This window comes from Buttiauxella ferragutiae (assembly GCF_022637515.1).
Lineage (GTDB): Bacteria > Pseudomonadota > Gammaproteobacteria > Enterobacterales > Enterobacteriaceae > Buttiauxella > Buttiauxella ferragutiae.
Window position 1 is genome coordinate 3,743,645 of the sequence record NZ_CP093332.1, and the last position, 22,958, is coordinate 3,766,602.

The following is a 22,958-nucleotide window of genomic DNA, read 5'->3' on the forward strand; positions in this document are numbered from 1 at the left end:
ATAACAATGCCGGGAGAAGCATGGGTAACAAGACTCAGCACTTTTCCTTTAAAGTGCTCACAATTAATACACATAAAGGTTTTACCGCACTCAACAGGCGCTTCATTTTGCCGGAGTTGCGCGACGCGGTACGCGCCGTTTCTGCCGATATTGTCTGCTTGCAGGAGGTGATGGGCGCTCACGAAGCCCACTCCCTGCGGGTCGAAAATTGGCCGGAAACCAGCCATTACGAATTCCTCGCCGATAGCACGTGGAGCGAATTTGCTTATGGGCGCAATGCGGTTTATCCCGAAGGCCATCACGGCAATGCCGTGTTATCACGTTTCCCCATCAGCCATTTTGATAACCGCGACATCTCGGTCGAAGGCCACGAAAAACGCGGCATGCTGCACTGCCAGATAAACCTTCCCAGCGCGAATATTCGAGCCCATGTCATTTGCGTGCATCTCGGTTTACGTGACGCGCACCGCCAGGCCCAGCTCAACATGCTTTGCCAACTGGTGAATGAACTCCCTGAAGGCGAGCCAGTGGTGGTGGCCGGTGATTTCAATGACTGGCAACAACGCGCCAATCAGCAACTCAGGCAAACCGGCCTGGATGAAGTCTTCACCCGCGCATCGGGCCGCCCGGCACGCACTTTCCCTGCCCGCTTTCCCGTTCTGCGCCTGGACAGGATTTATGTAAAAAATGCCTCTGCCAGCGCCCCTACTGCACTGCCGTTGCAACAGTGGCGGCATCTTTCTGACCATGCGCCATTAGCAGTGGAGATTCATCTATGAAAAATAGCTGGCGTGACGGCAACTGTATTTCGTTACTCGAAAATGGCGACCAGTTTTTCCCGGCGGTGTTTACCGCCATCAGCCAGGCGCGTAGCAAAGTGCTGCTCGAAACATTTATCTGGTTTGAAGATGATGTCGGTAAGCAGTTACATGCCGTACTACTGAACGCTGCTCAGCGTGGCGTTAGGGTGGAAGTTCTGCTGGATGGCTACGGTTCACCGGATTTAAGCGATGAGTTTGTGAGTGAACTGACAAGCGCTGGCGTGATGTTCCGCTATTATGACCCGCGCCCGCCGCTGTTCGGTATACGCACTAATTTGTTCCGCCGTATGCACCGCAAAATCGTGGTGGTCGACAGCGCGGTGGCGTTTGTCGGCGGCATTAATTACTCCGCCGAACAGATGAGTGATTATGGCCCTGAAGCCAAACAGGATTATTCGGTCAAAGTTGAAGGGCCAGTGGTACACGATATTTATCAGTACGTGGTTTCCAACTTGCCGGGTCACGATACCAAACGCCACTGGTGGCATCGCCGCCGCAATCCCGCACAAGAAAACCTCAAACCCGGAGAGGCGCAAGCGCTGTTTGTCTGGCGCGACAATAACCGGCATCGCGATGATATCGAACGTTATTACCTGAAAATGCTCGGCAAAGCGAAGCGTGAAGTGATCATTGCTAACGCCTATTTTTTCCCCGGTTACCGGCTGCTTCATGCGATGCGCAATGCCTCACGACGCGGTGTCTCAGTGAAGTTAATCGTGCAAGGCGAGCCGGATATGCCGATTGTCAAAGTGGGTGCTCGCCTGCTGTACAATTATTTAGTGCGCTCGGGCGTGAAGATTTACGAGTACCAGCGCCGCCCGCTGCACGGCAAAGTCGCGCTGATGGACGACCACTGGGCAACCGTCGGCTCCAGCAATCTTGATCCGCTGAGTTTGTCGCTCAACCTTGAAGCCAACCTGATTATTTACGATCGTACCTTTAACGAAACTCTGCGCCAAAACCTGAGCTGCCTGATAGCCCAGGATTGCCAGCCCGTCGACGAGTCCATGCTACCAAAACGAACCTGGTGGAATCTGGGGAAAAGCGTGCTGGCGTTCCACTTTTTGCGCCACTTCCCGGCGATGGTTGGCTGGTTACCCGCACACACCCAAAAACTTGCCCAGGTGATGCCGCCAGCACAGCCGCAACTGGAAACCCAGGACCGAATAGACACAGAAGTTGAGGCTGAAAACCCGGGGGTAAAATATTGATGTCGCACTCGCACCCAAAATGGCGCAAAGCGAAGAAAATCCTCACCTGGCTATTTTTTATTGCCGTTATCGTGCTGTTGGTGGTGTATGCCACAAAAGTGGACTGGCCGGAAGTTTGGGAAGTGATCCGCAATTACAACCGTCTGGCGCTGTTTAGCGCGGTCGGTCTGGTGATTCTGAGTTATCTGATTTATGGCTGCTACGACCTGCTTGCGCGGGCGTATTGCGGGCATAAACTGGCAAAGCGGCAGGTCATGCTGGTGTCGTTTATCTGTTACGCCTTTAACCTGACATTGAGCACCTGGGTTGGCGGCATTGGTATGCGTTACCGGCTTTATTCGCGCCTTGGCCTGCCGAGCGCCACGATTACGCGCATTTTCTCGTTAAGTATCTCCACTAACTGGCTGGGTTACATCCTGTTGGCAGGGGTGATTTTTACCGTTGGCGTGGTGCAATTACCGGCTCACTGGTACATAGACGAAACCACGCTGCGCATTTTAGGCGGCGTGCTACTGGCGATCATCGCGGTTTATCTGTGGTTTTGTGCCTTTGCGAAGCATCGCCATATGACGATCAAAGGCCAGCGTCTGGTGTTGCCATCGTTTAAATTCGCACTGATGCAGATGGCGATTTCAAGCTGTAACTGGATGGTGATGGGGGCGATTATCTGGTTGTTGCTGGGCCAGGGGAGCAACTATTTCTTTGTTTTAGGCGTACTTTTAGTAAGCAGTATTGCGGGCGTCATTGTGCATATTCCTGCGGGGATTGGCGTGCTGGAGGCGGTGTTCATTGCGTTGCTGGCGGGTGAACATGTCAGTAATGGGACGATTATTGCCGCGTTGCTGGCGTATCGCATGCTTTACTTTATTGCCCCACTGCTGCTGGCGATTGTTTGCTATTTAGTGCTGGAGAGCCGGGCGAAGACGATGCGGGTGAAAAATGAGAAGAGCCTGGAAGAAAACAACCCTCACCCCAGCCCTCTCCCTGCGGGAGAGGGGGAAAAGAAAGGGTAGGATGAGGGTGACAGGACTTAGCGGCGGTTACCGAAAATACGCAACAGCATCAGGAACAAGTTGATGAAGTCGAGATACAGCGTCAGTGCGCCAAGAATCGAGTACTTACGCATGGTTTGCGTATCGCGAGTATCAATTTGCTCACCAATGTTTTTCAGCTTTTGCGTGTCATAAGCCGTCAGGCCGACAAACACGATGACGCCGATATAGGTTATCGCCCACATCATCGCCGTGCTTTCCAGCCAAATGTTCACCAGCGATGCCAGCACAATGCCGATCAGTGCCATAAACAGCATGTTGCCAAAACCGCTTAAATCACGCTTGGTGGTGTAACCGTACAGGCTCATCGCACCGAACATGCCTGCAGTAACAATAAATGTGCTTGTTATGGATGAGGCGGTATAGACGATAAAGATGAAAGATAGAGTCAATCCTGTCAAAGCGGAGTAGAGCATAAACAAACTAGTGGCAGCCCCTGCACTCAACTTATGGATCATACCCGACAGAACAAAGACCAACCCTAGTTGCACAACAAACAGCCCAATCAGAGCAATTTTATTAGAGTAAATATAAAAGATTAGATCTTGATTGCCAGACACATACCAGGCGACAAATGCCGTCAGTAACAGGCCGCAGGTCATCCAGCCATAAACTTGTGCCATATATGCCTGCAAGCCAGTACGGGCCTGCTGGACAATAGTGTCATTGGAACGTGGGAATCGATCCATGATGCTTCCTTAAGTTAATTACGTTGACCGAATTTCAGGCTCGAAGGCCTGTACTTTAAGATTAACACAACTGTATGAAGGTGCTTGTTACCAGCGTTTGGCCGCTTGCTTATCAGTTTCGCGAGCTTCTACCCAGCGCTCCCCTTCAGACGTGGCTTCGCGCTTCCAGAACGGCGCGCGCGTTTTCAGATAATCCATAATGAATTGTGCGGATTCGAACGCTGAACTGCGATGCGCACCCGTCACGCCAACAAACACGATCTCGTCACCAGGCCACAATTCACCAATGCGGTGAATCACACTAACGCGCTGTAACGGCCAACGAAGACGTGCTTCTTCAATAATGTCCGCCAGCGCCTTTTCGGTCATGCCCGGATAATGTTCCAGCGTCAATGCGCTCACGCTATCGCCAAGATTGTGATTGCGTACTTTGCCGGTAAACGTCACCACCGCGCCGTCTTCATCGCACTGCGCGAGCCACTGGTATTCGTCGCCGACGTTGAAATTCTCGTGGCTGACACGGATTCGAGTGTTTTCCATTTTAACCGCCTGTGACCGGAGGGAAAAAGGCGACTTCATCACCGTCGCTTAGCGGGTGATCGAAACTTACCAGTGTCTGGTTGACGGCAGCCAGTAGTTTGCCTGACTCGAGCGCCAGCGCCCAGCGCTCGCTTTTCGCAGCCAGATTCTGGCGCAGTTGTTCGACATTGCTAAAACTCGCGTCCAGTTTCAGGTTGTCGCAATCAACCAGTTCACGTACCTGGGCAAAAAACAGCACGTTAATCATGTTCTGCCACCTTGCTATCCGCCTTAAAGTCGCCAGATTTACCGCCGCTTTTCGCCAGCAGGCGAACCGGGCCGATCACCATATCTTTCTGCACCGCTTTGCACATGTCGTAGATGGTCAACGCGGCAACCGACGCAGCAGTTAACGCTTCCATTTCCACGCCGGTTTTACCGGTCAAACGGCAGACAGATTCGATGCGCACACGGTTATGTTCAGGTTCAGCCGCTAAATTGACTTCGACTTTACTGAGCATTAGCGGGTGGCAAAGAGGAATCAAATCCCAGGTGCGTTTTGCGGCCTGGATCCCGGCGATTCGCGCCGTGGCAAAGACATCACCTTTATGATGGCTGCCTTCAATAATCATCGCTAATGTTGCGGCTTCCATGGTGATAAACGCTTCGGCACGCGCTTCACGCACGGTTTCTGCTTTGGCGGAAACATCAACCATGTGCGCTTCGCCAGCGGCATTAATATGAGTCAGTTGCGACATAATTTATTTCTTGAGATGTGGATGGAAATTACAAGGGCGCACGCGAGCATCCAGTTGAGGCTGGATGATATTTTCCCACGCGGTATGGCACGCTTTCGTGGAACCTGGCATGGCAAAAATAAGCGTGCGATTCGCAATACCGGCCAGGGCACGAGATTGCAGCGTCGAGGTGCCGATTTCTTCAAAAGAGAGCATGCGGAAAACTTCACCAAAACCTTCGATTTCACGGTCAAACAACGGCAGTAACGCTTCGGGCGCCTGGTCGCCATCGGTAAAACCTGTGCCACCGTTGATTAGCACCACCTGGACTTCATCCTCAGCAATCCATTGAGAAACCTGCGCGCGAATGGCGTAGCGGTTTTCTTTAACAATCGCTTTGGCAACCACTTTGTGGCCCGCGTCAGTGGCAGCCTCACGCAGATAATGCCCTGAAGTGTCGTCGTCTTCACCGCGGCGGCTTGAAACAGTCAGAATGGCAATATGTAGCGGGATAAATTCACTACTCGTCTGGCTCATTGAGATTTCCCTATGTATATGATTTTAACCGCCGATGTAGGACAGGTTTTGGGTAATGCCGGTTTCACCGTCATGCAGGAAATGGGTCTGTTTTTTGTGGGTCAGGGCTTCAGCGATACGCGCTTCAAGCTCCGTGATTTGCTCGTCGCTCGCCAGCAAATCACGCAATGAAATGCCCTGCTCGCCAAATAAGCATAGATGCAGGTTGCCGACGGATGAGACGCGCAGGCGGTTACAACTGGCACAGAAGTCTTTTTCGTAAGGCATGATCAGGCCAATTTCGCCCTGATAATCTGGATGGCAAAAGACCTGCGCCGGGCCGTCACTACGGCTGCGGAGTTGGTGTACCCAGCCGCGAGCCAACAACTGGTCGCGAATGATTTTGCCCGAGATGTGGTGTTTGCGGAACAATTCGCCGCCATCGCCGGTTTCCATCAATTCGATGAAACGCAACTGGATAGGACGCGGTTTGATCCAGGCAAGGAAGGTATCGAGTTCGTGGTGGTTCACATCACGCATTAGCACAGTGTTGACTTTTACGCGCTCAAAACCGGCAGAGAACGCGGCGTCAATGCCGTCCATCACCTGACGGAATTTATCCTGTCCGGTAATCGCGTGAAACTGACGAGCATCAAGACTATCTACGCTAACGTTCACTGCCGTCAGCCCGGCATCACGCCATTGCTGGATGTCGCGCGCAAGGCGATAACCGTTGGTTGTTACGGCAATCTGGCGAATGCTGGCGTTTTCATGTACCGCAGCGATGATGTCAGTGAAGTCTTTACGTAAAGAGGGTTCACCACCCGTCAGGCGTACTTTTTCAGTACCCAGGGCGGCGAAAGCGCGCGTAACGCGGCGAATTTCATCGACGTTGAGGAAACTTTTATTTGCCACACCGTGAGGCTTGTAGCCATCCGGCAGGCAATAGTTGCAACGAAAATTGCAAACGTCGGTAATAGACAGACGCAGGTAAAAAAACTTACGAGCGAATGCGTCGGTAAGTTGAGTAGCCATGTACACCTTCCAAATACGGGAGATGCAGGCATTTCTTTCTGCACCCTGGTGACTCAAGGTCACGGCCAAAGCACCGTATCTTTCGACTTAGGTCCAGAGGCTTAGTGTGTGTTAGAGCGATAGTAGCGCGTGATGGAGTTCAACGCCATAACAGCTTTCGCTATATAAATATATACATAGCGAGACAATCGCTCAATTTCGCTACAGACTACGCCAAAAGCGATCTTTTGCTTTGATATACATCATTATCGCCCTAGCCAGGATCGTATTTTGAGATCTTTTACGCTACCTTATTTCGATAGTTCGTCATAAGGAAAAGTTATGCGCAATCGTACGCTTGCGGATTTGGATAGAGTGGTTGCACTGGGCGGTGGACACGGCCTGGGCAGGGTTATGTCCTCTCTCTCCTCTTTAGGTTCCCGTTTAACCGGCATTGTTACCACCACTGATAACGGCGGTTCTACCGGGAGAATCCGGCGCTCTGAAGGTGGCATTGCCTGGGGCGATATGCGTAACTGTTTAAATCAGTTAATTACTGAACAGAGCGTTGCTTCGGCCATGTTTGAGTACCGTTTTGGCGGTAATGGCGAACTTTCAGGGCATAACCTTGGAAACTTGATGTTAAAGGCGCTTGACCACCTGAGCGTGCGGCCTCTGGAAGCCATCAATCTGATTCGTAACCTTCTCAAAGTGGATGCGTTTCTGATTCCGATGTCTGAACAGCCAGTGGATTTGATGGCGACGGATGCAGATGGCCATTTTATTTACGGTGAAGTGAATATTGACCAGCTTTCCTCACCGCCGCAGGAGTTGTCGTTATACCCGCAAGCCCGCGCCACACGCGAAGCGTTGCAGGCCATTGGTGAAGCCGATTTGATTCTGATTGGCCCGGGTAGTTTTTATACCAGCCTGATGCCGTTACTGCTGCTGGAAGATATGGATCAGGCGCTGCGTCGCACACCTGCGCCGGTGGTGTTTATCGGTAATTTAGGCAAGGAATTAAGCACCGCTGCGGCAAGCCTGTCGCTTGGGCAAACTCTGGACATCATGGAACAGCGTGTTGGTAAGCGCATTATTGATGCCGTGGTGGTTGGCCCGCAGGTAGATGTTGCTGAAATCACCGACCGTGTGGTGATTCAGGAGCCTCTGGAAGCCTGTGATATTCGCTATCGTCACGACCGTCAATTGCTACGTCAGGCGCTGGAAAAAGCTGTTCAGCAACTGGGATAGGATGAGCGATTGCTGTCGGATGACGCTGCGCTTATCCGACCTACAAGTGCATGATTTCGTGAGTCGTTGTAGGGTGGATAAGCGATTGCGTCATCCACCGTTTGCGTCAGTTTTGTCGGATGACGCTGCGCTTATCCGACCTACAAGTGCATGATTTCGTGAGTCGTTGTAGGGTGAATAAGCGATTGCGTCATCCACCGTTTGCATCAGTTTTGTCGGATGGCGCTGCGCATATCCGACCTACAAGTGCATGATTTCGTGAGTCGTTGTAGGGTGGATAAGCCATAGCGTCATCCACCGTTTGCATCAGTATTGTCGGATGACGCTGCGCTTATCCGACCTACAAGTGCATGATTTCGTGAGTCGTTGTAGGGTGGATAAGCGATTGCGTCATCCACCGTTTGCATCAGTTTTGTCGGATGACGCTGCGCATATCCGACCTACAAGTGCATGATTTCATTTCGTGAGTCATTGTAGGGTGGATAAGCGATTGCATCATCCACCGTTTGCGTCAGTTTTGTCGGATGGCGCTGCGCTTATCCGACCTACAAGTGCATGATTTCGTGAGTCATTGTAGGGTGGATAAGCGATTGCGTCATCCACCGTTTGCATCAGTTTTGTCGGATGGCGCTGCGCTTATCCGACCTACAAGTGCATGATTTCGTGAGTCGTTGTAGGGTGAATAAGCGATTGCGTCATCCACCGTTTGCGTCAGTTTTGTCGGATGACGCTGCGCATATCCGACCTACAAGTGCATGATTTCGTGAGTCGTTGTAGGGTGGATAAGCGATTGCGTCATCCACCGTTTGCATCAGTTTTGTCGGATGACGCTGCGCTTATTCGACCTACAAGTGCATGATTTCGTGAGGTGGATTAGCGTTAGCTACAGCCACCCGTTACGACGCAGCGATAAACAATTGCCGTAACTCGTGCAACTGGTCACGGAGTTGTGCAGCTTCTTCAAATTCCAGATTCTGCGCATGCTCCAGCATCTTCGCTTCCAGTTGATGAATTTTCTGTTGCAGGGCTTTCGGCGTCAGGATGATTTCATCATCTTCAATAACACTGCGCGCTTTGCTCTTCATCCGGCCTTTAGTTTTCGCCATGCCTTCGCCAAGCTGCAGCACATCCACCACTTTCTTGTTCAGCCCCTGCGGCGTAATGCCATTTTCTTCGTTGTATCGTTGCTGTTTCTCACGGCGACGCTCCGTTTCACTAATCGCTTTTGCCATGGACGGAGTGATTTTGTCACCATACAGAATGGCTTTACCGTTGATGTTACGTGCCGCACGACCAATGGTCTGAATGAGCGAACGCTCAGAACGCAGGAAACCTTCTTTATCGGCATCCAGAATGGCCACCAGCGACACTTCAGGCATATCCAACCCCTCACGTAGCAAGTTGATGCCTACCAGCACGTCGAACTCGCCAAGGCGCAAATCACGAATGATCTCCATACGCTCGACGGTATCGATATCTGAGTGCAGATAACGCACCCGCTCGCCATGCTCTTCCAGATACTCTGTCAAATCTTCGGCCATACGTTTGGTCAGCGTGGTGACCAAAACACGTTCGTTGATTTCAACACGTTTACGAATCTCGGAAAGCAAGTCGTCAACCTGAGTGCCAACCGGACGCACTTCGATAATCGGGTCCAGCAAACCCGTTGGCCTGACAACCTGATCGACAACATCACCACCTGATTTTTCCAGCTCGTAATTGCTGGGCGTTGCCGAAACATAGATGGTTTGCGGAGCCAGCGCTTCAAACTCTTCAAATCTCAGCGGGCGGTTATCGAGTGCTGATGGCAGACGGAAGCCGTATTCCACCAGGGTTTCTTTACGCGCCCGGTCACCTTTGTACATGCCGCCGATTTGCGGAATAGTCACGTGGGATTCGTCGACCACCAGCAGGCCATCAGCAGGCAAATAATCGAAAAGCGTTGGTGGTGGCTCGCCAGGGCCACGCCCCGACAGGAAGCGCGAATAGTTTTCTACCCCAGAGCAGTAGCCCAGTTCGTTCATCATCTCTAAATCGAATTGAGTACGTTGCGACAGGCGCTGCTCTTCAAGCAGTTTGTTGTTCGCCAGCAAGACCTTTTTACGGTCAGCCAGTTCCACCTTAATTTCTTCCATGGCTTGCACAATACGTTCACGCGGGGTGACGTAATGTGATTTAGGGTAAATGGTGAAGCGCTGAATCACCTGGTCTATTTGCCCGGTAAGGGGGTCGAATAGTGAAAGCCGTTCCACTTCTTCATCAAACAATTCGACCCGTAACGCTAAATCGTCTGACTCTGCCGGGAAGATGTCGATGACTTCCCCACGCACACGGAAAGTCGCGCGCTGGAAAGCCTGGTCATTACGGGTGTATTGCAGTTCGGTCAAACGGCGCAAAATAGAGCGCTGATCGATGATCATCCCTTTGGTGAGATGCAGCATCATTTTCAGGTAGAGATCCGGATCGCCCAGGCCGTATATCGCCGACACCGAAGCCACCACAATCACATCACGCCTTTCGAGTAACGCTTTGGTGGCTGACAGGCGCATCTGCTCGATATGTTCATTCACCGAGGAATCTTTTTCGATAAAAGTATCGGAGCTCGGGACGTAGGCTTCAGGCTGGTAGTAATCGTAGTAGGAAACAAAGAACTCAACCGCGTTATCCGGAAAGAACTCTTTCATCTCGCCATACAACTGCGCCGCAAGGGTTTTGTTCGGTGCCAGCACCATGGTGGGGCGTTGCAAATCTGCAATCACGTTCGCCACGGTAAAGGTCTTACCGGAGCCTGTCACACCCAACAGTGTCTGATGGGCAAGCCCGTCTTGTAGCCCCTCTTCAAGGCGGCGAATGGCCTCTGGCTGATCGCCAGAAGGTTTGAATGCTGAATTTAATTTGAATGCTTTACTCATGAAGAGGCTACCTGATGAAGAAACGAGCGGGCCGGAGGATAATTTTACTCAGCACAGGAAATTTTGCCAGAAAAAGATACTGGATGAAAAACCAGTTCCTTGCACAAAAGTTTATGATACGGCCTCTTTTTGCCGTTTGGTTTACCGGTAAAACATTCCTCCCTCAGATATTTCAGCTGACTAAAATGGTTATCCCCAGATTTTTTTACCTTTTAACATTTGTCAAGCAGTGTCATAAAAGCGCAAGGAACATCTGTGGCACTTTTATTGCAGCGATTGATTTTATTCAACTCATTAATTTTAAACAGCTATTTGATAAAGTCTGGTTTAGCGCCAATTCATGTGCAAGCCGCGCCAGTCCTCGCTTACCGCAAGTTCTCTAACTCTAATGCACATGGTTATCCACAGGAATAGTGGATAACTGCTCTCAGCCCTTTTGCAGCGCAGACCGCAAAAAACCCTAAAATCTCTGTGAGTGGCATCAAAAATATTTTTCATCATTATTTTTGTCTTATTTTTGCTTAAAGATGAGCCACCTTTTCTTATGATCCTGCTCACGAATTGCGCATTTTCATGGCGCAACTCTACTCTCTTGCACCATCCCTGGCAGTAACCAGCACTGACAGAGTGCATTCGTCTTTTCGAGTCGTAGGCGACGAAGGTTTCTTCAACCTTTTTCATGAGCCTTTTCTCAAAGTTGCCATGTTCTGCCGCGCAAAAAGGTTCATGGCAAGGGAATTGCACAGTTTTACTTGTCCTGGTTTGAGTGGTGGACGCCACGCTGCGCTGTTAACCCAATCCGAAGGAGAATATCGATGTTGAGTCTGCGAGCTGTTAATCAGTTTTATGGTGAGAGCCATATTCTGTGGAACCTGGATCTTGAGCTGACTCCAGGCGAATGTACCTGTGTGTTAGGTGCGCCAGGAATGGGCAAAACAACGCTGGTTAACTGCATCACTGGTTACCTGCCCGTACAAAGTGGCAGTATGACCTGGCTTGAGGCAGGGCATCCTCCACAAGATTTGCTGACCCAACCTATTGAAGGCCGGGCGGCTCTTGGGATGAGTTATGTCGCCCAGGACAGACGCATCTTTTCCCAACTGAGCGTTGAGGAGAACCTGCAAATTGCGCTGTTAGCTGCCCGTGTGCGGACGCGGGCGATCCCATCGATGATCTATGAACTGTTCCCTGAACTTTATAGCTTGCGCCATGTGCGCGGTGGCGAGCTGTCAGGCGATCTTCAGCAGCAACTGGCATTAGCAAGGGCGCTGGTGACCGAGCCGAAACTGTTGATTCTGGATGAACCGACTTTTGGCAGCGGCCAGCGGTTTATTCATGATCTCAGCAATATCATCCGACGTTTAAGCCGTGACTTTGGATTAACTATCCTGTTAGTAGAACAGCGGTTGCCGTTTATTCGTCGTGTAGCAGACCGTTTCTGTTTGCTCCACCGTGGACGAAACGTCGCTCAGGGTCATGTCGCAATGCTGGACGACAAACTGGTTTCTAGTTGGATTGACCCATGATGGTGTATCAATCGACGGCATGATGGGTTAATCCGGTTCTGCCGTCACAACTGCCCGAGTTGCTTCTGTAAATCATCATCGAGATCGGCGAGTTCCCGTTGTAAATTGCATTGCCGTGTCACGGCTGAAAGCTCTACTAACGGCAAAGGGACTTTTGACACCCCAGCTTCACGCATCCAGCGCAACACCGGTTCCAGATGCCAAATAGCGGTTTTACCGTCGTGCACTGGTTGAGGGAACGCGTTCCGGCTGACCATCACTTTACGCATGTACTGGCGCGAAAACCCCAGCAGTTCGGCAATATCGGTTAGTCCAACCAGGTCAGGCATCACTTCGACCAACACCGCACCTGGAATAATACGTTTCACGTCTTTAATGGCGGAAACAACGGCCTGCTTTGCCTCTTGCGCTTCACGCATAAAATTCAATGCAATGCGCCCGGTCACCCCCACGCCAACCAGTGCGTCATCGCAGCCTTGTGCGCCTAACGCCTCTACCCACTCAGCAGGATCCTGGCTTTTTTCTGGCAAGGTAAAAATCAATGTGAAACTAAATTCTGACATGTTCTGCTCCTTGAAACTTAATGTCTGATAATGGCCGGCGTACTTTGCTGACTACAGTTATCAACGACAAGACGTATTTGCCTGGCATGGTTGTACGCACTGCGCGGCGTACTCCATATACAACTAATACAAAACTCACCGCACCGGCAGGCTTTGTCATTCCACGGACAATACATCTTCCCCCAGCAATGCGAACCACCAGGCTGGACCTGCCAGCCCTGACACTCCGCATAACTCAATGCTGCTTCAATATCCTTATTCGGGTGCAAACGCCGCTTCATAAAAACCTCCTGGCTATACTCTCAAAAAAGTTGTCACGTGACAACATGGAATTGAAAAGTAATTTACTCGCACTCAGCGTTTCTTCAAGGAGATGTTTTGGGCAACAACGGATTCAGGAATAGCGCCCGAAAAATTTATCGGGCGTTGCAGAAAGGATCACAAGATTTGCGAGTTATGCAGAAAGAAGTGAAATATCCAGATGGCTGCCGAGAGGGCTTTGCTCATTAAGTTGCGGGTAAAACGGAATTTCACCCAACATCGGGGCGTTTAAAACGTCACGTAACGTCGCGATGTATTCTGCGTGACGTTTGCCTGTTGGCTGAACGTCGTTGGCAATCCACCCCGCCAGATGCAGCCCTGCACTCCGCACCGCATGTGCCGTTAGCATGGCGTGGTTAATACATCCCAATTTCACCCCAACAACCAGGATCACCGGCAGTTGCTGCTGGATAACCCAATCAGCAAAAGTAGCGGTCTGCGAAAGTGGCGTAAACCAGCCTCCCGCTCCTTCAACCTGTAACCAGTCAGCTTGCGAAGCCAGCGCTTCCAGCCCCAGAGATAGCTGTGAAAATTCAATAGGCCGCTTTTCCAACGCACTGACAATGTGTGGTGACGTCGGTTCCAAAAAAGCAAAAGGGTTCACCTGGTCATAGTCTACTTTGACGCTGCTATTGCGCTGCAATGCCAGTGCATCGCTATTGCGGATACCCGCAGCCGTCATTTCGCTTCCCGACGCTACCGGCTTATAACCTGCCGTACGATAACCCGCCTGTGTGGCGGCTTGCAGCAAGGCGCAACTGGCGACTGTTTTACCGACTTCAGTATCGGTTCCGGTCACAAACCATCGTTTAATCACGTTCTATTACTCCACAAACGAGCTGCCATGTCAGAGGGAATTGCCCCTCTTTTTGCGGCCAGGCGAGACTTAATTTTTGCAATTGCTGACGGGTCATCAATGACGCTTTTCGTCCGTCATGAAGGTGTGTTGCGCCAATGCCTTTTAGCGAGTGCATGGCACTCATTACGCTGGGGTAAAATTGGCTAATCTCATGAATTTGTAGAGAACAACGCCAGCCTTCACAAGCCTGCTGAATCTGCTCAATCGAGAGGAATTGATTGGCATGTGAACGTTCGTCTACCGCGTGCCATGCGGTATGTAGCTCACTTAATGAGTTCGCCGCAAGCGTAGTAAATGCCACACATCCTCCCGAGCGGGTGATGCGATAAAGCTCACTCAATCCACTGTGTAAATCGCTGCACCATTGCACCGCCAGGTTGCTCCAGGCTAAATCGACTTGCCCGTCAGGAAGTGCGATGGCTTCGATGTCACCTTCGAGATAACAATCTGCCGACTCAAGTTGTGCCGCATAATTCAGCATTGCAGCAGAGAGATCTAACGCCGTCACATGGCAGCCTTTGTCACGCCATACGCGGCTGTACCAGCCGGTACCACACCCGGCGTCCAGCATCGTGGAGATACGTCGGCCTTCAAGCATGTCGGTAAGAAATCCGCCGCTGATGCGCTGTAGCTCGGCGTGGCTGTCATAGGTGGGTGCCGCGCGTCCAAAAGCGGCAGCGACAGCGGCTTTGTTAACGAGTTGCGTCATACAGCGCCTCCAGAAGCTTGTCGATATCATCAGCGGTGTGGCTGGCGGTCAGCGTCACACGCAGCCTGGCGGTGCCCGGTGGAACCGTTGGCGGGCGAATCGCCGTCATCCAAAATCCGCGCTCACGCATGGTGGAAGCGAGGTTCAGCGCAGCCTGATTTTCACCCACAATTAATGGCTGGATCGCGGTTTGCGAAGCCATTAATTTCAACGGCAGCTGTGCTGCCCCAGATCGGAAATGGACAATATTGGCGCGTAATTGCGCACGTCTGGACTCATCGTGACGAATAACATTCAATGCCGCCGATAACGCGCACGCCTGTGCGGGCGGCATGGCGGTGCTGTAAATCAGATGACGGGCAAATTGCAGCAAATAATCAGCCAGTGATTCACTGCACAGTACCGCGGCCCCGCTGGCACCAAAAGCTTTGCCAAAAGTGACGACTAATAAATCCGGTTTGATCTGTTGCTGGTCACAACTTCCGCGCCCTTCTTCGCCCATAACCCCGATGCCATGCGCATCATCGACCATCAGCAAAGCCCCTGCATTACGGCTTATCTGCGCGATTTCAGCCAACGGTGCGGCATCGCCATCCATGCTGAAGACCCCTTCGGTTACCACCAGTTGTTGGCCTTCATGGGGATGCGCCAGCAAAGCTTGCAACGATGGCACATCATTATGTGTAAAGCGCCGCAACTGTGCAGGGCTGTTCATTGCCGCTTCCAGCAGCGAGGCGTGGCTGAGTTTATCGGCAATAATTCGATCCGATTTTTCCGTTAGCGCGGCAATCAGCGCCTGGTTCGCCGCAAAACCGGAAATAAACAGCAGCGCACGGGGAAACCCAAGCCAGTCGGCAAGCTGTTGTTCAAATTGCTGGTGCGTCTCGTGGTAGCCCGTGACATGCCCGGAACCGCCGCTGCCGACACCGTAAGTCTCGGCTCCCTGCTGCCAGGCCTGAATCACCTGCGCATGGTGGCTCATTCCCAGATAGTCATTGCTGGAAAAATTCAGATAGCGGGTTTGGTTTTGCACAAGGTAGCGCCCGCTACCTTGTTGATTAACCTGGCGGATTCGGAAACTGTCATTTGCCCGCCGTTGCTCAAGCGCACTGTCGATACGTTGCTGCCAGGTCATACAGCCGCCGCATTGTAGTAATTCTCCGTATCTGCGGTGAGCAACTGTTCGGCCAGTTGTTGTTGCTGTTCGTTATCGCCCGCGTGGGTGGTGGTTTGCTGCGGGTTTAGGCCCAGCTTGCGGAACAATTGCAGGTCTTTGTCTTCTTCCGGATTTGGCGTGGTCAGCAGTTTGCAGCCGTAGAAAATGGAATTGACACCCGCCATGAAACACATGGCCTGAGTTTGTTCACTCATCTGCTCACGCCCGGCAGAAAGGCGCACGAAAGACCCTGGCATCATGATGCGCGCCACCGCGATAGTGCGAATAAAATCAAACGCATCGACGTCTTCGTTATCGGCCATCGGTGTGCCCTTCACCTTCACCAGCATGTTGATTGGCACGCTCTCAGGCGGCGTCGGAAGATTGGCGAGTTGCAGCAACAGCCCTGCGCGGTCGGTTACGGTTTCACCCAGCCCAACAATGCCGCCGGAGCAGACTTTAATCCCGGCATCGCGCACTTTGTCGAGCGTGTCGAGGCGTTCCTGGTAAGTGCGCGTGGTAATAATATTGCCGTAAAATTCTGGCGAGGTATCGAGGTTGTGGTTGTAGTAATCCAGCCCTGCGGCGGCCAGGCGATCTGCTTGCGCACCGGTTAAGGTGCCCAGCGTCATACAGGTTTCCAGCCCCATTTCGCGCACGCCTTGCACCATTTTCTCAAGGTACGGCATGTCGCGATCGTTAGGGTTTTTCCAGGCAGCACCCATGCAGAAACGGGTAGAACCGGCGTTCAACGCTTTACGCGCCGAGTCGAGAACTTGCTCAACTTCCATCAAGCGTTCGGATGCCAGCCCAGTTTTGTATCGCGCACTTTGAGGGCAATATTTGCAATCTTCCGGGCATGCGCCGGTTTTAATCGACAGCAAAGTACTGACCTGAACATGGCGGGGATCGAAGTGCTGACGGTGAACTTGTTGTGCTTCAAACATCAGTTCGAGGAAAGGTTTTTCAAATAAAGCAGTGACCTGCGACATTGACCAGCGTGCGTGGTGAGCCATTGGGCGTCTCCAAAAAGGGTGTTGTTAGCCGTTGATTGACGTTATACTTGTAAACCTAAATCTTTTTTAAATGGTTTACAAGTCACCCTATGACCCCTGCTGATTTAGCGTTCGACCAACAACATATCTGGCACCCGTACACGTCTATGACCCAACCGTTACCGGTTTATCCGGTGGTGGCGGCTACGGGCTGCGAACTGCAACTTGCTGATGGTAAAGCCCTTGTTGACGGGATGTCGTCCTGGTGGGCGGCGATTCATGGCTACAATCACCCGCGTTTAAACCAGGCGATGAAAGACCAGATTGACCAGATGTCACACGTGATGTTCGGCGGTATCACCCACCCACCCGCGGTGGCACTGTGTCGTAAACTGGTCGCCATGACGCCGGAAAATCTTGAATGCGTTTTCCTTGCCGACTCCGGCTCTGTCGCCGTTGAAGTGGCGATGAAAATGGCGTTGCAGTACTGGCACGCAAAAGGTGAACCACGCCAGCGTTTCCTGACTTTCCGTCATGGTTATCATGGCGATACCTTTGGTGCGATGTCAGTGTGTGACCCGGATAACTCGATGCACAGCCTGTGGCAAGGTTATCTCCCTGAACATTTATTTGCCCCTGCACCAGATTGCCGTTTTGACGACGAATGGAATGAAATGGACATCGTGCCGTTCGCCCGTTTGATGGCCGCTCATCGCCATGAAATTGCCGCCGTTATCCTCGAACCCATCGTCCAGGGCGCGGGCGGCATGCGCTTTTATCACCCTGAATGGCTGCGTCGAATCCGCCGCATGTGCGACCGCGAAGGCATATTGCTGATTGCCGATGAGATAGCGACCGGCTTTGGTCGTACAGGCAAATTGTTTGCCTGCGAACATGCAGGGATTTCAGCGGATATTCTGTGCCTTGGTAAAGCGCTGACCGGCGGCACGATGACGCTTTCCGCCACGCTCACCACGCGCCAGGTTGCCGATACCATTAGCGACGGCGAAGCCGGATGCTTTATGCACGGCCCGACGTTTATGGGCAATCCGCTGGCCTGTGCGGTCGCGACCGAAAGCCTCACCTTGCTGGAAGAAGGCCACTGGCAACAGCAAGTTAATGCTCTGGAACAGCAGTTACTGGAAGGGCTTAAACCCTTGCAGAATTGTCAGCAAGTAGCCGATGTGCGCGTGCTTGGGGCCATTGGCGTGGTGGAAACGCATCATCCGGTGGATATGGCTGCACTTCAGGCGTTCTTTGTTGAGCAAGGCGTGTGGATCCGTCCATTTGGCCGCCTGATTTATCTGATGCCACCTTACGTCATCACGCATGAACAGCTAGCAAAATTGATCACCGCCGTAACGAATGCGGTAGAAAACCCGGCCTTCTTCAAAAGCTGAGCACCAGCAAGCCGCTCACAGATGCACTACACTTCGAGGATCTTTTCATGCGCCCAACCGGGAGAGTCAAATGAAAATCCTCATGGTTTTAACCTCGCACAATCAACTGGGCAATACCGGCAAACCCACAGGCTTTTGGCTTGAGGAGTTTGCCGCGCCGTATTATGTCTTTCGTGACGCAGGTCTGAATATTACTCTCGCTTCACCACAAGGTGGCCAACCGCCGCTTGATCCCAAAAGTGATGAGCCGGATGCACAAACCGACGACACTCGCCGTTTCCGTCATGATACTGACGCACAAAAGCGGTTAGCTAATACTGAAAAGCTTGCCACCATCCGCGCTGAAGATTTTGATGCGGTGTTTTACCCTGGCGGCCACGGGCCATTGTGGGATTTGGCAGAAGATGAACACTCGATCACATTGATTGAACAGTTTTGGGCGGCGGGTAAGCCTGTGGCCGCGGTTTGTCATGCGCCAGGCGTGTTACGCAAGGTGAAAAAACCGGATGGGTCACCGCTGGTGAAAGGCAAACGGGTGACCGGTTTTACCAATAGCGAAGAGGATGGCGTTGGTTTAACCGCCATCGTGCCATTCCTGGTGGAAGATGAGCTGAAAAAAGCCGGTGGGCTATTCGAGCGCACTGATGACTGGGGCGAGTACGCGGTGGTCGACGGGCATCTGGTGACCGGGCAAAACCCGGCGTCGTCAGCTGTAGCGGCCGAAGAACTGCTTAAACTATTGAAACTCTAGTAAGGAAGGTTCGGCTATGAAACTCTTTAGTCAGGATATTAAGGAAGGCGACAAACTTCCCGCACGCCACGTTTTTAACGGCATGGGTTACCAGGGCGACAACATTTCCCCGCATCTTGCGTGGGATGAAGTCCCGAGCGGAACCAAAAGTTTTGTCGTCACCTGTTATGACCCGGACGCGCCGACGGGCTCCGGCTGGTGGCACTGGGTAGTGGTGAATCTTCCTGCTGATACCCGCGTATTGCCGCAAGGTTCTGGCTCAAATTTAGTGGAGTTACCCGAACCTGCGATTCAGACACGCACCGATTTCGGCAAAGCGGGATACGGTGGAGCAGCACCGCCGAAAGGCGAAACTCATCGCTATATCTTTACCGTGTATGCCCTCGACGTGGAACAGCTTGAGGTTGATGAAAATGCATCCGGCGCCATGGTCGGCTTTAACGTCCATTTCCACTCTTTAGCCAGTGCCTCTATCACCGCAATGTTCAGATAGTCCGCTTTTTATGAAGCCGATTTGCACAATCGGCTTCCTGTTTCACTCAACTTAGTATAAAAAAGCAGGCTTTAAGACCCCATTTTATAATTGCATTGCAAGGAGCAAGCCTTGAACACATTTTCGGTTTCTCGTCGGGCAGCTGTGCTCGCTTTTGCTGTGGCTTTGTCGGCCTGTAGCTCAACACCGTCGGCAGAACGCCCTTCTACACAAGCAGCACCAGGCACTCAATCTCGCCCGATTTTATCGTCCGATGAAGCGCAGAACTTTGTTCAGGCGCGCTACTTCTCATCTAAGAATAAAGATGAAGCTCCATGGACTCCTTCCTCGATTCGCCTTCCTCAGCAGCCTGACTTTGTTGTCGGTGCCGCGGGTGGCGCAGGTGTAACGCATACGTCTATTCAGGCCGCCGTTGATGCCGCCATGATGAAACACAGCAACAATCGCCTGTACATTGCGATTCAGCCGGGCGAGTACGCCGGTACCGTTTATATTCCTGCGGGTTCTGGCAGCGTGACGCTGTACGGCACCACTGATAACGCTGCTGATGTCAAAATCACCATGCCACTGGATTCTGAAATCGACGTGAATACCTGGCGCCGTGCCGTTAACCCAGCAGGCAAATATATGCCGGGTAAACCAGCCTGGTACATGTTTGATAGCTGCCAGAGCAAGCGCACTGCAACCGTCGGTATCATGTGTTCTGCCGCAGTCTGGTCACAGAACAATGGTTTGCAGATGCAGAACCTGACTATCGCCAACACCCTGGGTGACAGCGTTGATGCGTCTAATCATCAGGCCGTCGCGCTGCGTACTGATGGCGACAAAGTGCAGTTGAACAATGTTCACCTGCTGGGCCGTCAGAACACCTTCTTCGTCACCAACAGCGACGTGCAAAACCGCCTGTTGACTGACCGTCAACCGCGCACCCTGGTAACTAACAGCTACATTGAAGGCGATGTGGATGTGGTTGCCGGCCGAGGTGCAGTGGTGTTTGATAACACCGATTTCCGCCTGGTAAACAGCCGTACGCAAGAAGGCTCGGTATTTGCTCCGGCAACTCAGCCAAACATTTATTACGGCTTCCTGGCAATTAACAGCCGCTTCTCAGCTGCTGGCGAGAACGTTGCACAACTGGGCCGCGCCTGGGATGTTGAAGCCACTGAAAACGGTTATGCCGCAGGCCAGACTTCAAACGGCCAGGTGGTTATCCGTGACAGCGTGATCAACGAAGGTTTCAACAACGCGAAACCGTGGGGCGATGCCGTAGGTTCTAAACGTCCGTTCACCGGTAACATCGGTACTAAAGGCGAGAAAGGCGAAATCCAGCGCGACCTGAACGACGCTAACGCAAACCGCCTGTGGGAGTTCAACAACCGTGGCGTAGGTAGCCAAGTCGTTACCCACTAATATTAAGCCCATGGCTTAAAACAAAAAACCTCGCAATTGCGAGGTTTTTTGTCAGCATAATCAAATGGTTATACTGCGTTAACCACCACCCACATCGGCCCCTGCCCTACAGCATAGCGGCCTTTCTCTTCAAGCAAACCTTGCTCACCCGTGATTTGATAAACCGCGATATGGTGCGATTTCTGGCCTGCAGCAATCAGATATTTACCTGAGTGATCAACGTTGAAGCCACGCGGTTGGCTCTCAGTCGGCTGGTAGCCTTCCACTGCCAGAACGCTGCCATCTTCAGAAACACTAAATACCGTGATAATGCTGGCGGTGCGGTCGCAAGTGTAGAGATGACGACCATCAGGCGTGATATGGATATCAGCCGCCCAACGGGTATCAGAGAAACCTGGAGGCATGATATCCAGCGTCTGCACGCACTCAATTTTTCCCAGGGTATTTTTCAGTTCCCACACATCCACAGAACCGTTCAATTCGTTAACGCAATAACCGTATTGCTGATTCGGGTGGAACGCCATATGACGTGGCCCAGCACCTTCAACGGTGGTCACTTCTGCCGGGGTTTGCGCGACCAGATGGCCGTCGTCAGACAGAGTAAACTGGCAGATGCGATCTTGCTTCAATGCAGGAACCCACAAGGTGCGGTTGTCCGGGGAAATATTGGCGGAGTGGCAACCTTCTAAACCTTCCACCACATCGACAACCTCGCCAGGCAGACCGTCGTTAGCCAGGCTCACCACACTGACGCTGCCCGCATTGTAAGATGCGCTGAACAGGAAACGGCCTTGATGGTCGGTCGAAATGTGCGTTGGGCTGCCCGGAATTGACGTGACACCGGCTTCGGTAAGCATGCCGTCATCTGGCGCAATGCGGAAGGCAATCACACGAAACTCGGGGCGCACTCCCACATACAGATAACGTTTGTCAGGGCTTATCACCATCGGCTGAACCTGTCCTGGCACGTCCACTACCTGAACCAGCGTAAGCTCGCCACCAGAATTAAGTTGCCAAACGTGGATTTGCTGGCTTTCCGGGCTGGCGGTATAAACGGTTTGTTTCATGAATTATCTCTCCTCCCAACGTCTTGAGTAATAGTCACAAGGGTAGTGCGTTTTGCCGCTTCGTGTTGTCATTTTGAACAACGCCGCAAGCGGTGTAACATCGGCACAGGCCTTATGATTCTGAATTTGACTGGAACCCTAAATGACTTATCGCGTAATCGCCCTTGATCTTGACGGCACGTTACTCACGCCGCAAAAAACCATTCTTCCTGAATCACTGACAGCTTTACAACGCGCGCGTGACGCTGGCGTGAAAGTTGTCATTGTGACGGGCCGCCATCACGTTGCCATCCATCCTTTTTATCAGGCACTGGCTCTGGAAACACCTGCAATTTGCTGTAATGGGACTTATTTGTATGATTATCATGCAAAAAAGGTGCTTTCATCCGATCCTTTGCAGCCTCAACAAGCTAACCAGTTGATTGACCTACTGGATACCCATAACGTTCATGGGTTGATGTATGTCGATGATGCGATGCTGTATCAGGAACCAACAGGTCATGTTTTGCGTACCGAGAACTGGGCTAAATCCTTGCCAGAATCTCAGCGCCCGGTGTTCCGCCATGTGAATTCTCTGCGTGAAGCCGCACATGAAGTGGATGCTATCTGGAAGTTTGCGCTGACTGATGAAGACACTGTGAAATTGCAAAACTTCACACAGGTTGTGGAGCAAGAACTTGGTCTGTCGTGTGAGTGGTCATGGCATGATCAGGTTGATGTGGCACAACGTGGCAACAGCAAAGGCAATCGCTTAGCGCAATGGGTTGAATCTCAAGGTTTATCAATGAGCCAGGTCATTGCCTTTGGCGATAATTTTAACGATTTGAGTATGCTGGAAACTGCCGGACTCGGTGTCGCAATGGGCAATGCCGATGAGGCAATTAAAGCCCGTGCCGATTTGGTGATTGGCACCAATCTGGAAACCGGTATCGCCGAGACGATTTATAAGCATTTGTTGTAATGAATTTTATTGGCGGGCAGCGAAA

The 22,958-nt window shown here is 51.9% G+C and carries 25 protein-coding genes and 1 riboswitch; of the genes, 11 read left to right on the top strand and 14 right to left on the bottom strand.

Annotated elements, in window-relative coordinates; translation table 11 throughout:
* Window positions 1–20 precede the first annotated feature (20 nt).
* The 3 genes from MNO13_RS17305 to MNO13_RS17315 are packed head-to-tail and all read left to right on the top strand — an operon-like array spanning window position 21 to window position 3,045.
* Window positions 21–779 (top strand): endonuclease/exonuclease/phosphatase family protein, encoded by a 759-nt coding sequence (locus tag MNO13_RS17305; protein WP_241939052.1) that lies wholly within the window; start codon window positions 21–23, stop codon window positions 777–779.
* Window positions 776–2,032: a cardiolipin synthase ClsB gene (clsB, locus tag MNO13_RS17310; RefSeq protein WP_241939053.1), complete on the top strand. Its 1,257-nt coding sequence runs from the start codon at window positions 776–778 to the stop codon at window positions 2,030–2,032. The genes MNO13_RS17305 and clsB overlap by 4 nt, the downstream gene beginning before the upstream one ends.
* Window positions 2,032–3,045, top strand: coding sequence for a lysylphosphatidylglycerol synthase domain-containing protein (locus tag MNO13_RS17315; RefSeq protein ID WP_237932113.1), 1,014 nt, complete (start codon window positions 2,032–2,034; stop codon window positions 3,043–3,045). The genes clsB and MNO13_RS17315 overlap by 1 nt, the downstream gene beginning before the upstream one ends.
* A 17-nt stretch (window positions 3,046–3,062) precedes the next feature.
* Here MNO13_RS17315 and MNO13_RS17320 read toward each other — a convergent pair whose 3' ends face one another.
* The 6 genes from MNO13_RS17320 to moaA form a co-directional block, all read right to left on the bottom strand.
* Window positions 3,063–3,773 (bottom strand): Bax inhibitor-1/YccA family protein, encoded by a 711-nt coding sequence (locus MNO13_RS17320; protein ID WP_237932115.1) that lies wholly within the window; start codon window positions 3,771–3,773, stop codon window positions 3,063–3,065.
* Window positions 3,774–3,860: 87 nt separating this feature from the next.
* Window positions 3,861–4,313 (bottom strand): molybdopterin synthase catalytic subunit MoaE, encoded by a 453-nt coding sequence (gene moaE / locus MNO13_RS17325; protein WP_064548487.1) that lies wholly within the window; start codon window positions 4,311–4,313, stop codon window positions 3,861–3,863.
* A gap of 1 nt (window position 4,314) precedes the next feature.
* The gene (moaD, locus tag MNO13_RS17330; protein ID WP_121814010.1) at window positions 4,315–4,560 is read right to left on the bottom strand and encodes a molybdopterin synthase sulfur carrier subunit; all 246 of its coding nucleotides are present in this window, start codon (window positions 4,558–4,560) and stop codon (window positions 4,315–4,317) included.
* Window positions 4,553–5,050 (bottom strand): cyclic pyranopterin monophosphate synthase MoaC, encoded by a 498-nt coding sequence (gene moaC, locus MNO13_RS17335; protein WP_064548491.1) that lies wholly within the window; start codon window positions 5,048–5,050, stop codon window positions 4,553–4,555. Before moaC ends, moaD begins: the two co-directional genes overlap by 8 nt.
* Window positions 5,051–5,053: 3 nt before the next feature.
* The gene (gene moaB, locus MNO13_RS17340) at window positions 5,054–5,566 is read right to left on the bottom strand and encodes a molybdenum cofactor biosynthesis protein B (protein WP_064548493.1); all 513 of its coding nucleotides are present in this window, start codon (window positions 5,564–5,566) and stop codon (window positions 5,054–5,056) included.
* 24 nt (window positions 5,567–5,590) lie between these two features.
* Window positions 5,591–6,580 carry a GTP 3',8-cyclase MoaA gene (gene moaA, locus MNO13_RS17345; RefSeq protein WP_064548495.1) on the bottom strand — a complete coding sequence of 330 codons (990 nt, stop codon included), beginning with the start codon at window positions 6,578–6,580 and terminating at the stop codon, window positions 5,591–5,593.
* Window positions 6,568–6,696, bottom strand: a riboswitch (molybdenum cofactor riboswitch). (Overlaps the previous gene by 13 nt.)
* A 205-nt stretch (window positions 6,697–6,901) precedes the next feature.
* Between moaA and yvcK the strand changes: the two genes are divergently transcribed.
* On the top strand, window positions 6,902–7,810 hold the full coding sequence (yvcK, locus tag MNO13_RS17350; RefSeq protein WP_064548497.1) for a uridine diphosphate-N-acetylglucosamine-binding protein YvcK: 909 nt from the start codon (window positions 6,902–6,904) through the stop codon (window positions 7,808–7,810).
* 896 nt (window positions 7,811–8,706) lie between these two features.
* Here yvcK and uvrB read toward each other — a convergent pair.
* Window positions 8,707–10,722 carry an excinuclease ABC subunit UvrB gene (gene uvrB, locus MNO13_RS17355; RefSeq protein WP_064548502.1) on the bottom strand — a complete coding sequence of 672 codons (2,016 nt, stop codon included), beginning with the start codon at window positions 10,720–10,722 and terminating at the stop codon, window positions 8,707–8,709.
* A 14-nt stretch (window positions 10,723–10,736) separates the two neighbouring features.
* Here uvrB and MNO13_RS17360 point away from each other — a divergent pair, with 14 nt between their 5' ends.
* On the top strand, window positions 10,737–11,105 hold the full coding sequence (locus MNO13_RS17360) for a hypothetical protein (RefSeq protein ID WP_064548504.1): 369 nt from the start codon (window positions 10,737–10,739) through the stop codon (window positions 11,103–11,105).
* 432 nt (window positions 11,106–11,537) lie between these two features.
* Window positions 11,538–12,248, top strand: a complete 711-nt coding sequence (locus MNO13_RS17365; RefSeq protein ID WP_064548506.1) for an ABC transporter ATP-binding protein — start codon at window positions 11,538–11,540, stop codon at window positions 12,246–12,248.
* A 44-nt stretch (window positions 12,249–12,292) separates the two neighbouring features.
* Here MNO13_RS17365 and MNO13_RS17370 read toward each other — a convergent pair whose 3' ends face one another.
* The 6 genes from MNO13_RS17370 to bioB all read right to left on the bottom strand — a co-directional run bounded on the left by MNO13_RS17370 (window position 12,293) and on the right by bioB (window position 16,872).
* Window positions 12,293–12,811, bottom strand: a complete 519-nt coding sequence (locus MNO13_RS17370; RefSeq protein ID WP_133522453.1) for a helix-turn-helix transcriptional regulator — start codon at window positions 12,809–12,811, stop codon at window positions 12,293–12,295.
* Between the two features lie 17 nt (window positions 12,812–12,828).
* On the bottom strand, window positions 12,829–13,092 hold the full coding sequence (locus MNO13_RS17375) for a hypothetical protein (RefSeq protein WP_241939054.1): 264 nt from the start codon (window positions 13,090–13,092) through the stop codon (window positions 12,829–12,831).
* Between the two features lie 173 nt (window positions 13,093–13,265).
* Complete coding sequence (bioD, locus tag MNO13_RS17380) at window positions 13,266–13,949, bottom strand: dethiobiotin synthase (RefSeq protein WP_241939055.1); 684 nt, start codon at window positions 13,947–13,949, stop codon at window positions 13,266–13,268.
* The gene (gene bioC, locus MNO13_RS17385; protein WP_241939056.1) at window positions 13,942–14,700 is read right to left on the bottom strand and encodes a malonyl-ACP O-methyltransferase BioC; all 759 of its coding nucleotides are present in this window, start codon (window positions 14,698–14,700) and stop codon (window positions 13,942–13,944) included. Before bioC ends, bioD begins: the two co-directional genes overlap by 8 nt.
* Complete coding sequence (gene bioF / locus MNO13_RS17390; protein ID WP_241939057.1) at window positions 14,684–15,835, bottom strand: 8-amino-7-oxononanoate synthase; 1,152 nt, start codon at window positions 15,833–15,835, stop codon at window positions 14,684–14,686. The genes bioC and bioF overlap by 17 nt, the downstream gene beginning before the upstream one ends.
* On the bottom strand, window positions 15,832–16,872 hold the full coding sequence (bioB, locus tag MNO13_RS17395; protein WP_241939058.1) for a biotin synthase BioB: 1,041 nt from the start codon (window positions 16,870–16,872) through the stop codon (window positions 15,832–15,834). Before bioB ends, bioF begins: the two co-directional genes overlap by 4 nt.
* A gap of 89 nt (window positions 16,873–16,961) precedes the next feature.
* Here bioB and bioA point away from each other — a divergent pair, with 89 nt between their 5' ends.
* The 4 genes from bioA to MNO13_RS17415 all read left to right on the top strand — a co-directional run bounded on the left by bioA (window position 16,962) and on the right by MNO13_RS17415 (window position 20,905).
* Window positions 16,962–18,251 (top strand): adenosylmethionine--8-amino-7-oxononanoate transaminase, encoded by a 1,290-nt coding sequence (gene bioA, locus MNO13_RS17400; RefSeq protein WP_241939059.1) that lies wholly within the window; start codon window positions 16,962–16,964, stop codon window positions 18,249–18,251.
* Between the two features lie 70 nt (window positions 18,252–18,321).
* Window positions 18,322–19,002 carry a type 1 glutamine amidotransferase domain-containing protein gene (locus tag MNO13_RS17405; protein ID WP_121814018.1) on the top strand — a complete coding sequence of 227 codons (681 nt, stop codon included), beginning with the start codon at window positions 18,322–18,324 and terminating at the stop codon, window positions 19,000–19,002.
* A 16-nt stretch (window positions 19,003–19,018) separates the two neighbouring features.
* Window positions 19,019–19,495, top strand: coding sequence for a kinase inhibitor (locus MNO13_RS17410; protein WP_064548522.1), 477 nt, complete (start codon window positions 19,019–19,021; stop codon window positions 19,493–19,495).
* A gap of 111 nt (window positions 19,496–19,606) precedes the next feature.
* Window positions 19,607–20,905: a putative acyl-CoA thioester hydrolase gene (locus MNO13_RS17415; RefSeq protein WP_064548524.1), complete on the top strand. Its 1,299-nt coding sequence runs from the start codon at window positions 19,607–19,609 to the stop codon at window positions 20,903–20,905.
* 68 nt (window positions 20,906–20,973) lie between these two features.
* Here the strand turns inward: MNO13_RS17415 and pgl are convergent, their stop codons facing one another.
* The gene (gene pgl / locus MNO13_RS17420) at window positions 20,974–21,972 is read right to left on the bottom strand and encodes a 6-phosphogluconolactonase (protein WP_241939060.1); all 999 of its coding nucleotides are present in this window, start codon (window positions 21,970–21,972) and stop codon (window positions 20,974–20,976) included.
* Between the two features lie 142 nt (window positions 21,973–22,114).
* On the opposite strand from pgl, the gene MNO13_RS17425 reads away from it, so the two are divergent.
* The gene (locus tag MNO13_RS17425) at window positions 22,115–22,933 is read left to right on the top strand and encodes a pyridoxal phosphatase (RefSeq protein ID WP_241939061.1); all 819 of its coding nucleotides are present in this window, start codon (window positions 22,115–22,117) and stop codon (window positions 22,931–22,933) included.
* Window positions 22,934–22,958: the final 25 nt, after the last annotated feature.

What these genes read in the sequence shown, in the direction of transcription:
- MNO13_RS17305 (WP_241939052.1), top strand. Translation starts at nt 21, where the DNA reads ATGGGTAACAAGACTCAGCACTTTTCCTTTAAAGTGCTCACAATTAAT.
- clsB (WP_241939053.1), top strand. Translation starts at nt 776, where the DNA reads ATGAAAAATAGCTGGCGTGACGGCAACTGTATTTCGTTACTCGAAAAT.
- MNO13_RS17315 (WP_237932113.1), top strand. Translation starts at nt 2,032, where the DNA reads ATGTCGCACTCGCACCCAAAATGGCGCAAAGCGAAGAAAATCCTCACC.
- MNO13_RS17320 (WP_237932115.1), bottom strand. Translation starts at nt 3,773, where the DNA reads ATGGATCGATTCCCACGTTCCAATGACACTATTGTCCAGCAGGCCCGT.
- moaE (WP_064548487.1), bottom strand. Translation starts at nt 4,313, where the DNA reads ATGGAAAACACTCGAATCCGTGTCAGCCACGAGAATTTCAACGTCGGC.
- moaD (WP_121814010.1), bottom strand. Translation starts at nt 4,560, where the DNA reads ATGATTAACGTGCTGTTTTTTGCCCAGGTACGTGAACTGGTTGATTGC.
- moaC (WP_064548491.1), bottom strand. Translation starts at nt 5,050, where the DNA reads ATGTCGCAACTGACTCATATTAATGCCGCTGGCGAAGCGCACATGGTT.
- moaB (WP_064548493.1), bottom strand. Translation starts at nt 5,566, where the DNA reads ATGAGCCAGACGAGTAGTGAATTTATCCCGCTACATATTGCCATTCTG.
- moaA (WP_064548495.1), bottom strand. Translation starts at nt 6,580, where the DNA reads ATGGCTACTCAACTTACCGACGCATTCGCTCGTAAGTTTTTTTACCTG.
- yvcK (WP_064548497.1), top strand. Translation starts at nt 6,902, where the DNA reads ATGCGCAATCGTACGCTTGCGGATTTGGATAGAGTGGTTGCACTGGGC.
- uvrB (WP_064548502.1), bottom strand. Translation starts at nt 10,722, where the DNA reads ATGAGTAAAGCATTCAAATTAAATTCAGCATTCAAACCTTCTGGCGAT.
- MNO13_RS17360 (WP_064548504.1), top strand. Translation starts at nt 10,737, where the DNA reads ATGAAGAAACGAGCGGGCCGGAGGATAATTTTACTCAGCACAGGAAAT.
- MNO13_RS17365 (WP_064548506.1), top strand. Translation starts at nt 11,538, where the DNA reads ATGTTGAGTCTGCGAGCTGTTAATCAGTTTTATGGTGAGAGCCATATT.
- MNO13_RS17370 (WP_133522453.1), bottom strand. Translation starts at nt 12,811, where the DNA reads ATGTCAGAATTTAGTTTCACATTGATTTTTACCTTGCCAGAAAAAAGC.
- MNO13_RS17375 (WP_241939054.1), bottom strand. Translation starts at nt 13,092, where the DNA reads ATGAAGCGGCGTTTGCACCCGAATAAGGATATTGAAGCAGCATTGAGT.
- bioC (WP_241939056.1), bottom strand. Translation starts at nt 14,700, where the DNA reads ATGACGCAACTCGTTAACAAAGCCGCTGTCGCTGCCGCTTTTGGACGC.
- bioF (WP_241939057.1), bottom strand. Translation starts at nt 15,835, where the DNA reads ATGACCTGGCAGCAACGTATCGACAGTGCGCTTGAGCAACGGCGGGCA.
- bioB (WP_241939058.1), bottom strand. Translation starts at nt 16,872, where the DNA reads ATGGCTCACCACGCACGCTGGTCAATGTCGCAGGTCACTGCTTTATTT.
- bioA (WP_241939059.1), top strand. Translation starts at nt 16,962, where the DNA reads ATGACCCCTGCTGATTTAGCGTTCGACCAACAACATATCTGGCACCCG.
- MNO13_RS17405 (WP_121814018.1), top strand. Translation starts at nt 18,322, where the DNA reads ATGAAAATCCTCATGGTTTTAACCTCGCACAATCAACTGGGCAATACC.
- MNO13_RS17410 (WP_064548522.1), top strand. Translation starts at nt 19,019, where the DNA reads ATGAAACTCTTTAGTCAGGATATTAAGGAAGGCGACAAACTTCCCGCA.
- pgl (WP_241939060.1), bottom strand. Translation starts at nt 21,972, where the DNA reads ATGAAACAAACCGTTTATACCGCCAGCCCGGAAAGCCAGCAAATCCAC.
- MNO13_RS17425 (WP_241939061.1), top strand. Translation starts at nt 22,115, where the DNA reads ATGACTTATCGCGTAATCGCCCTTGATCTTGACGGCACGTTACTCACG.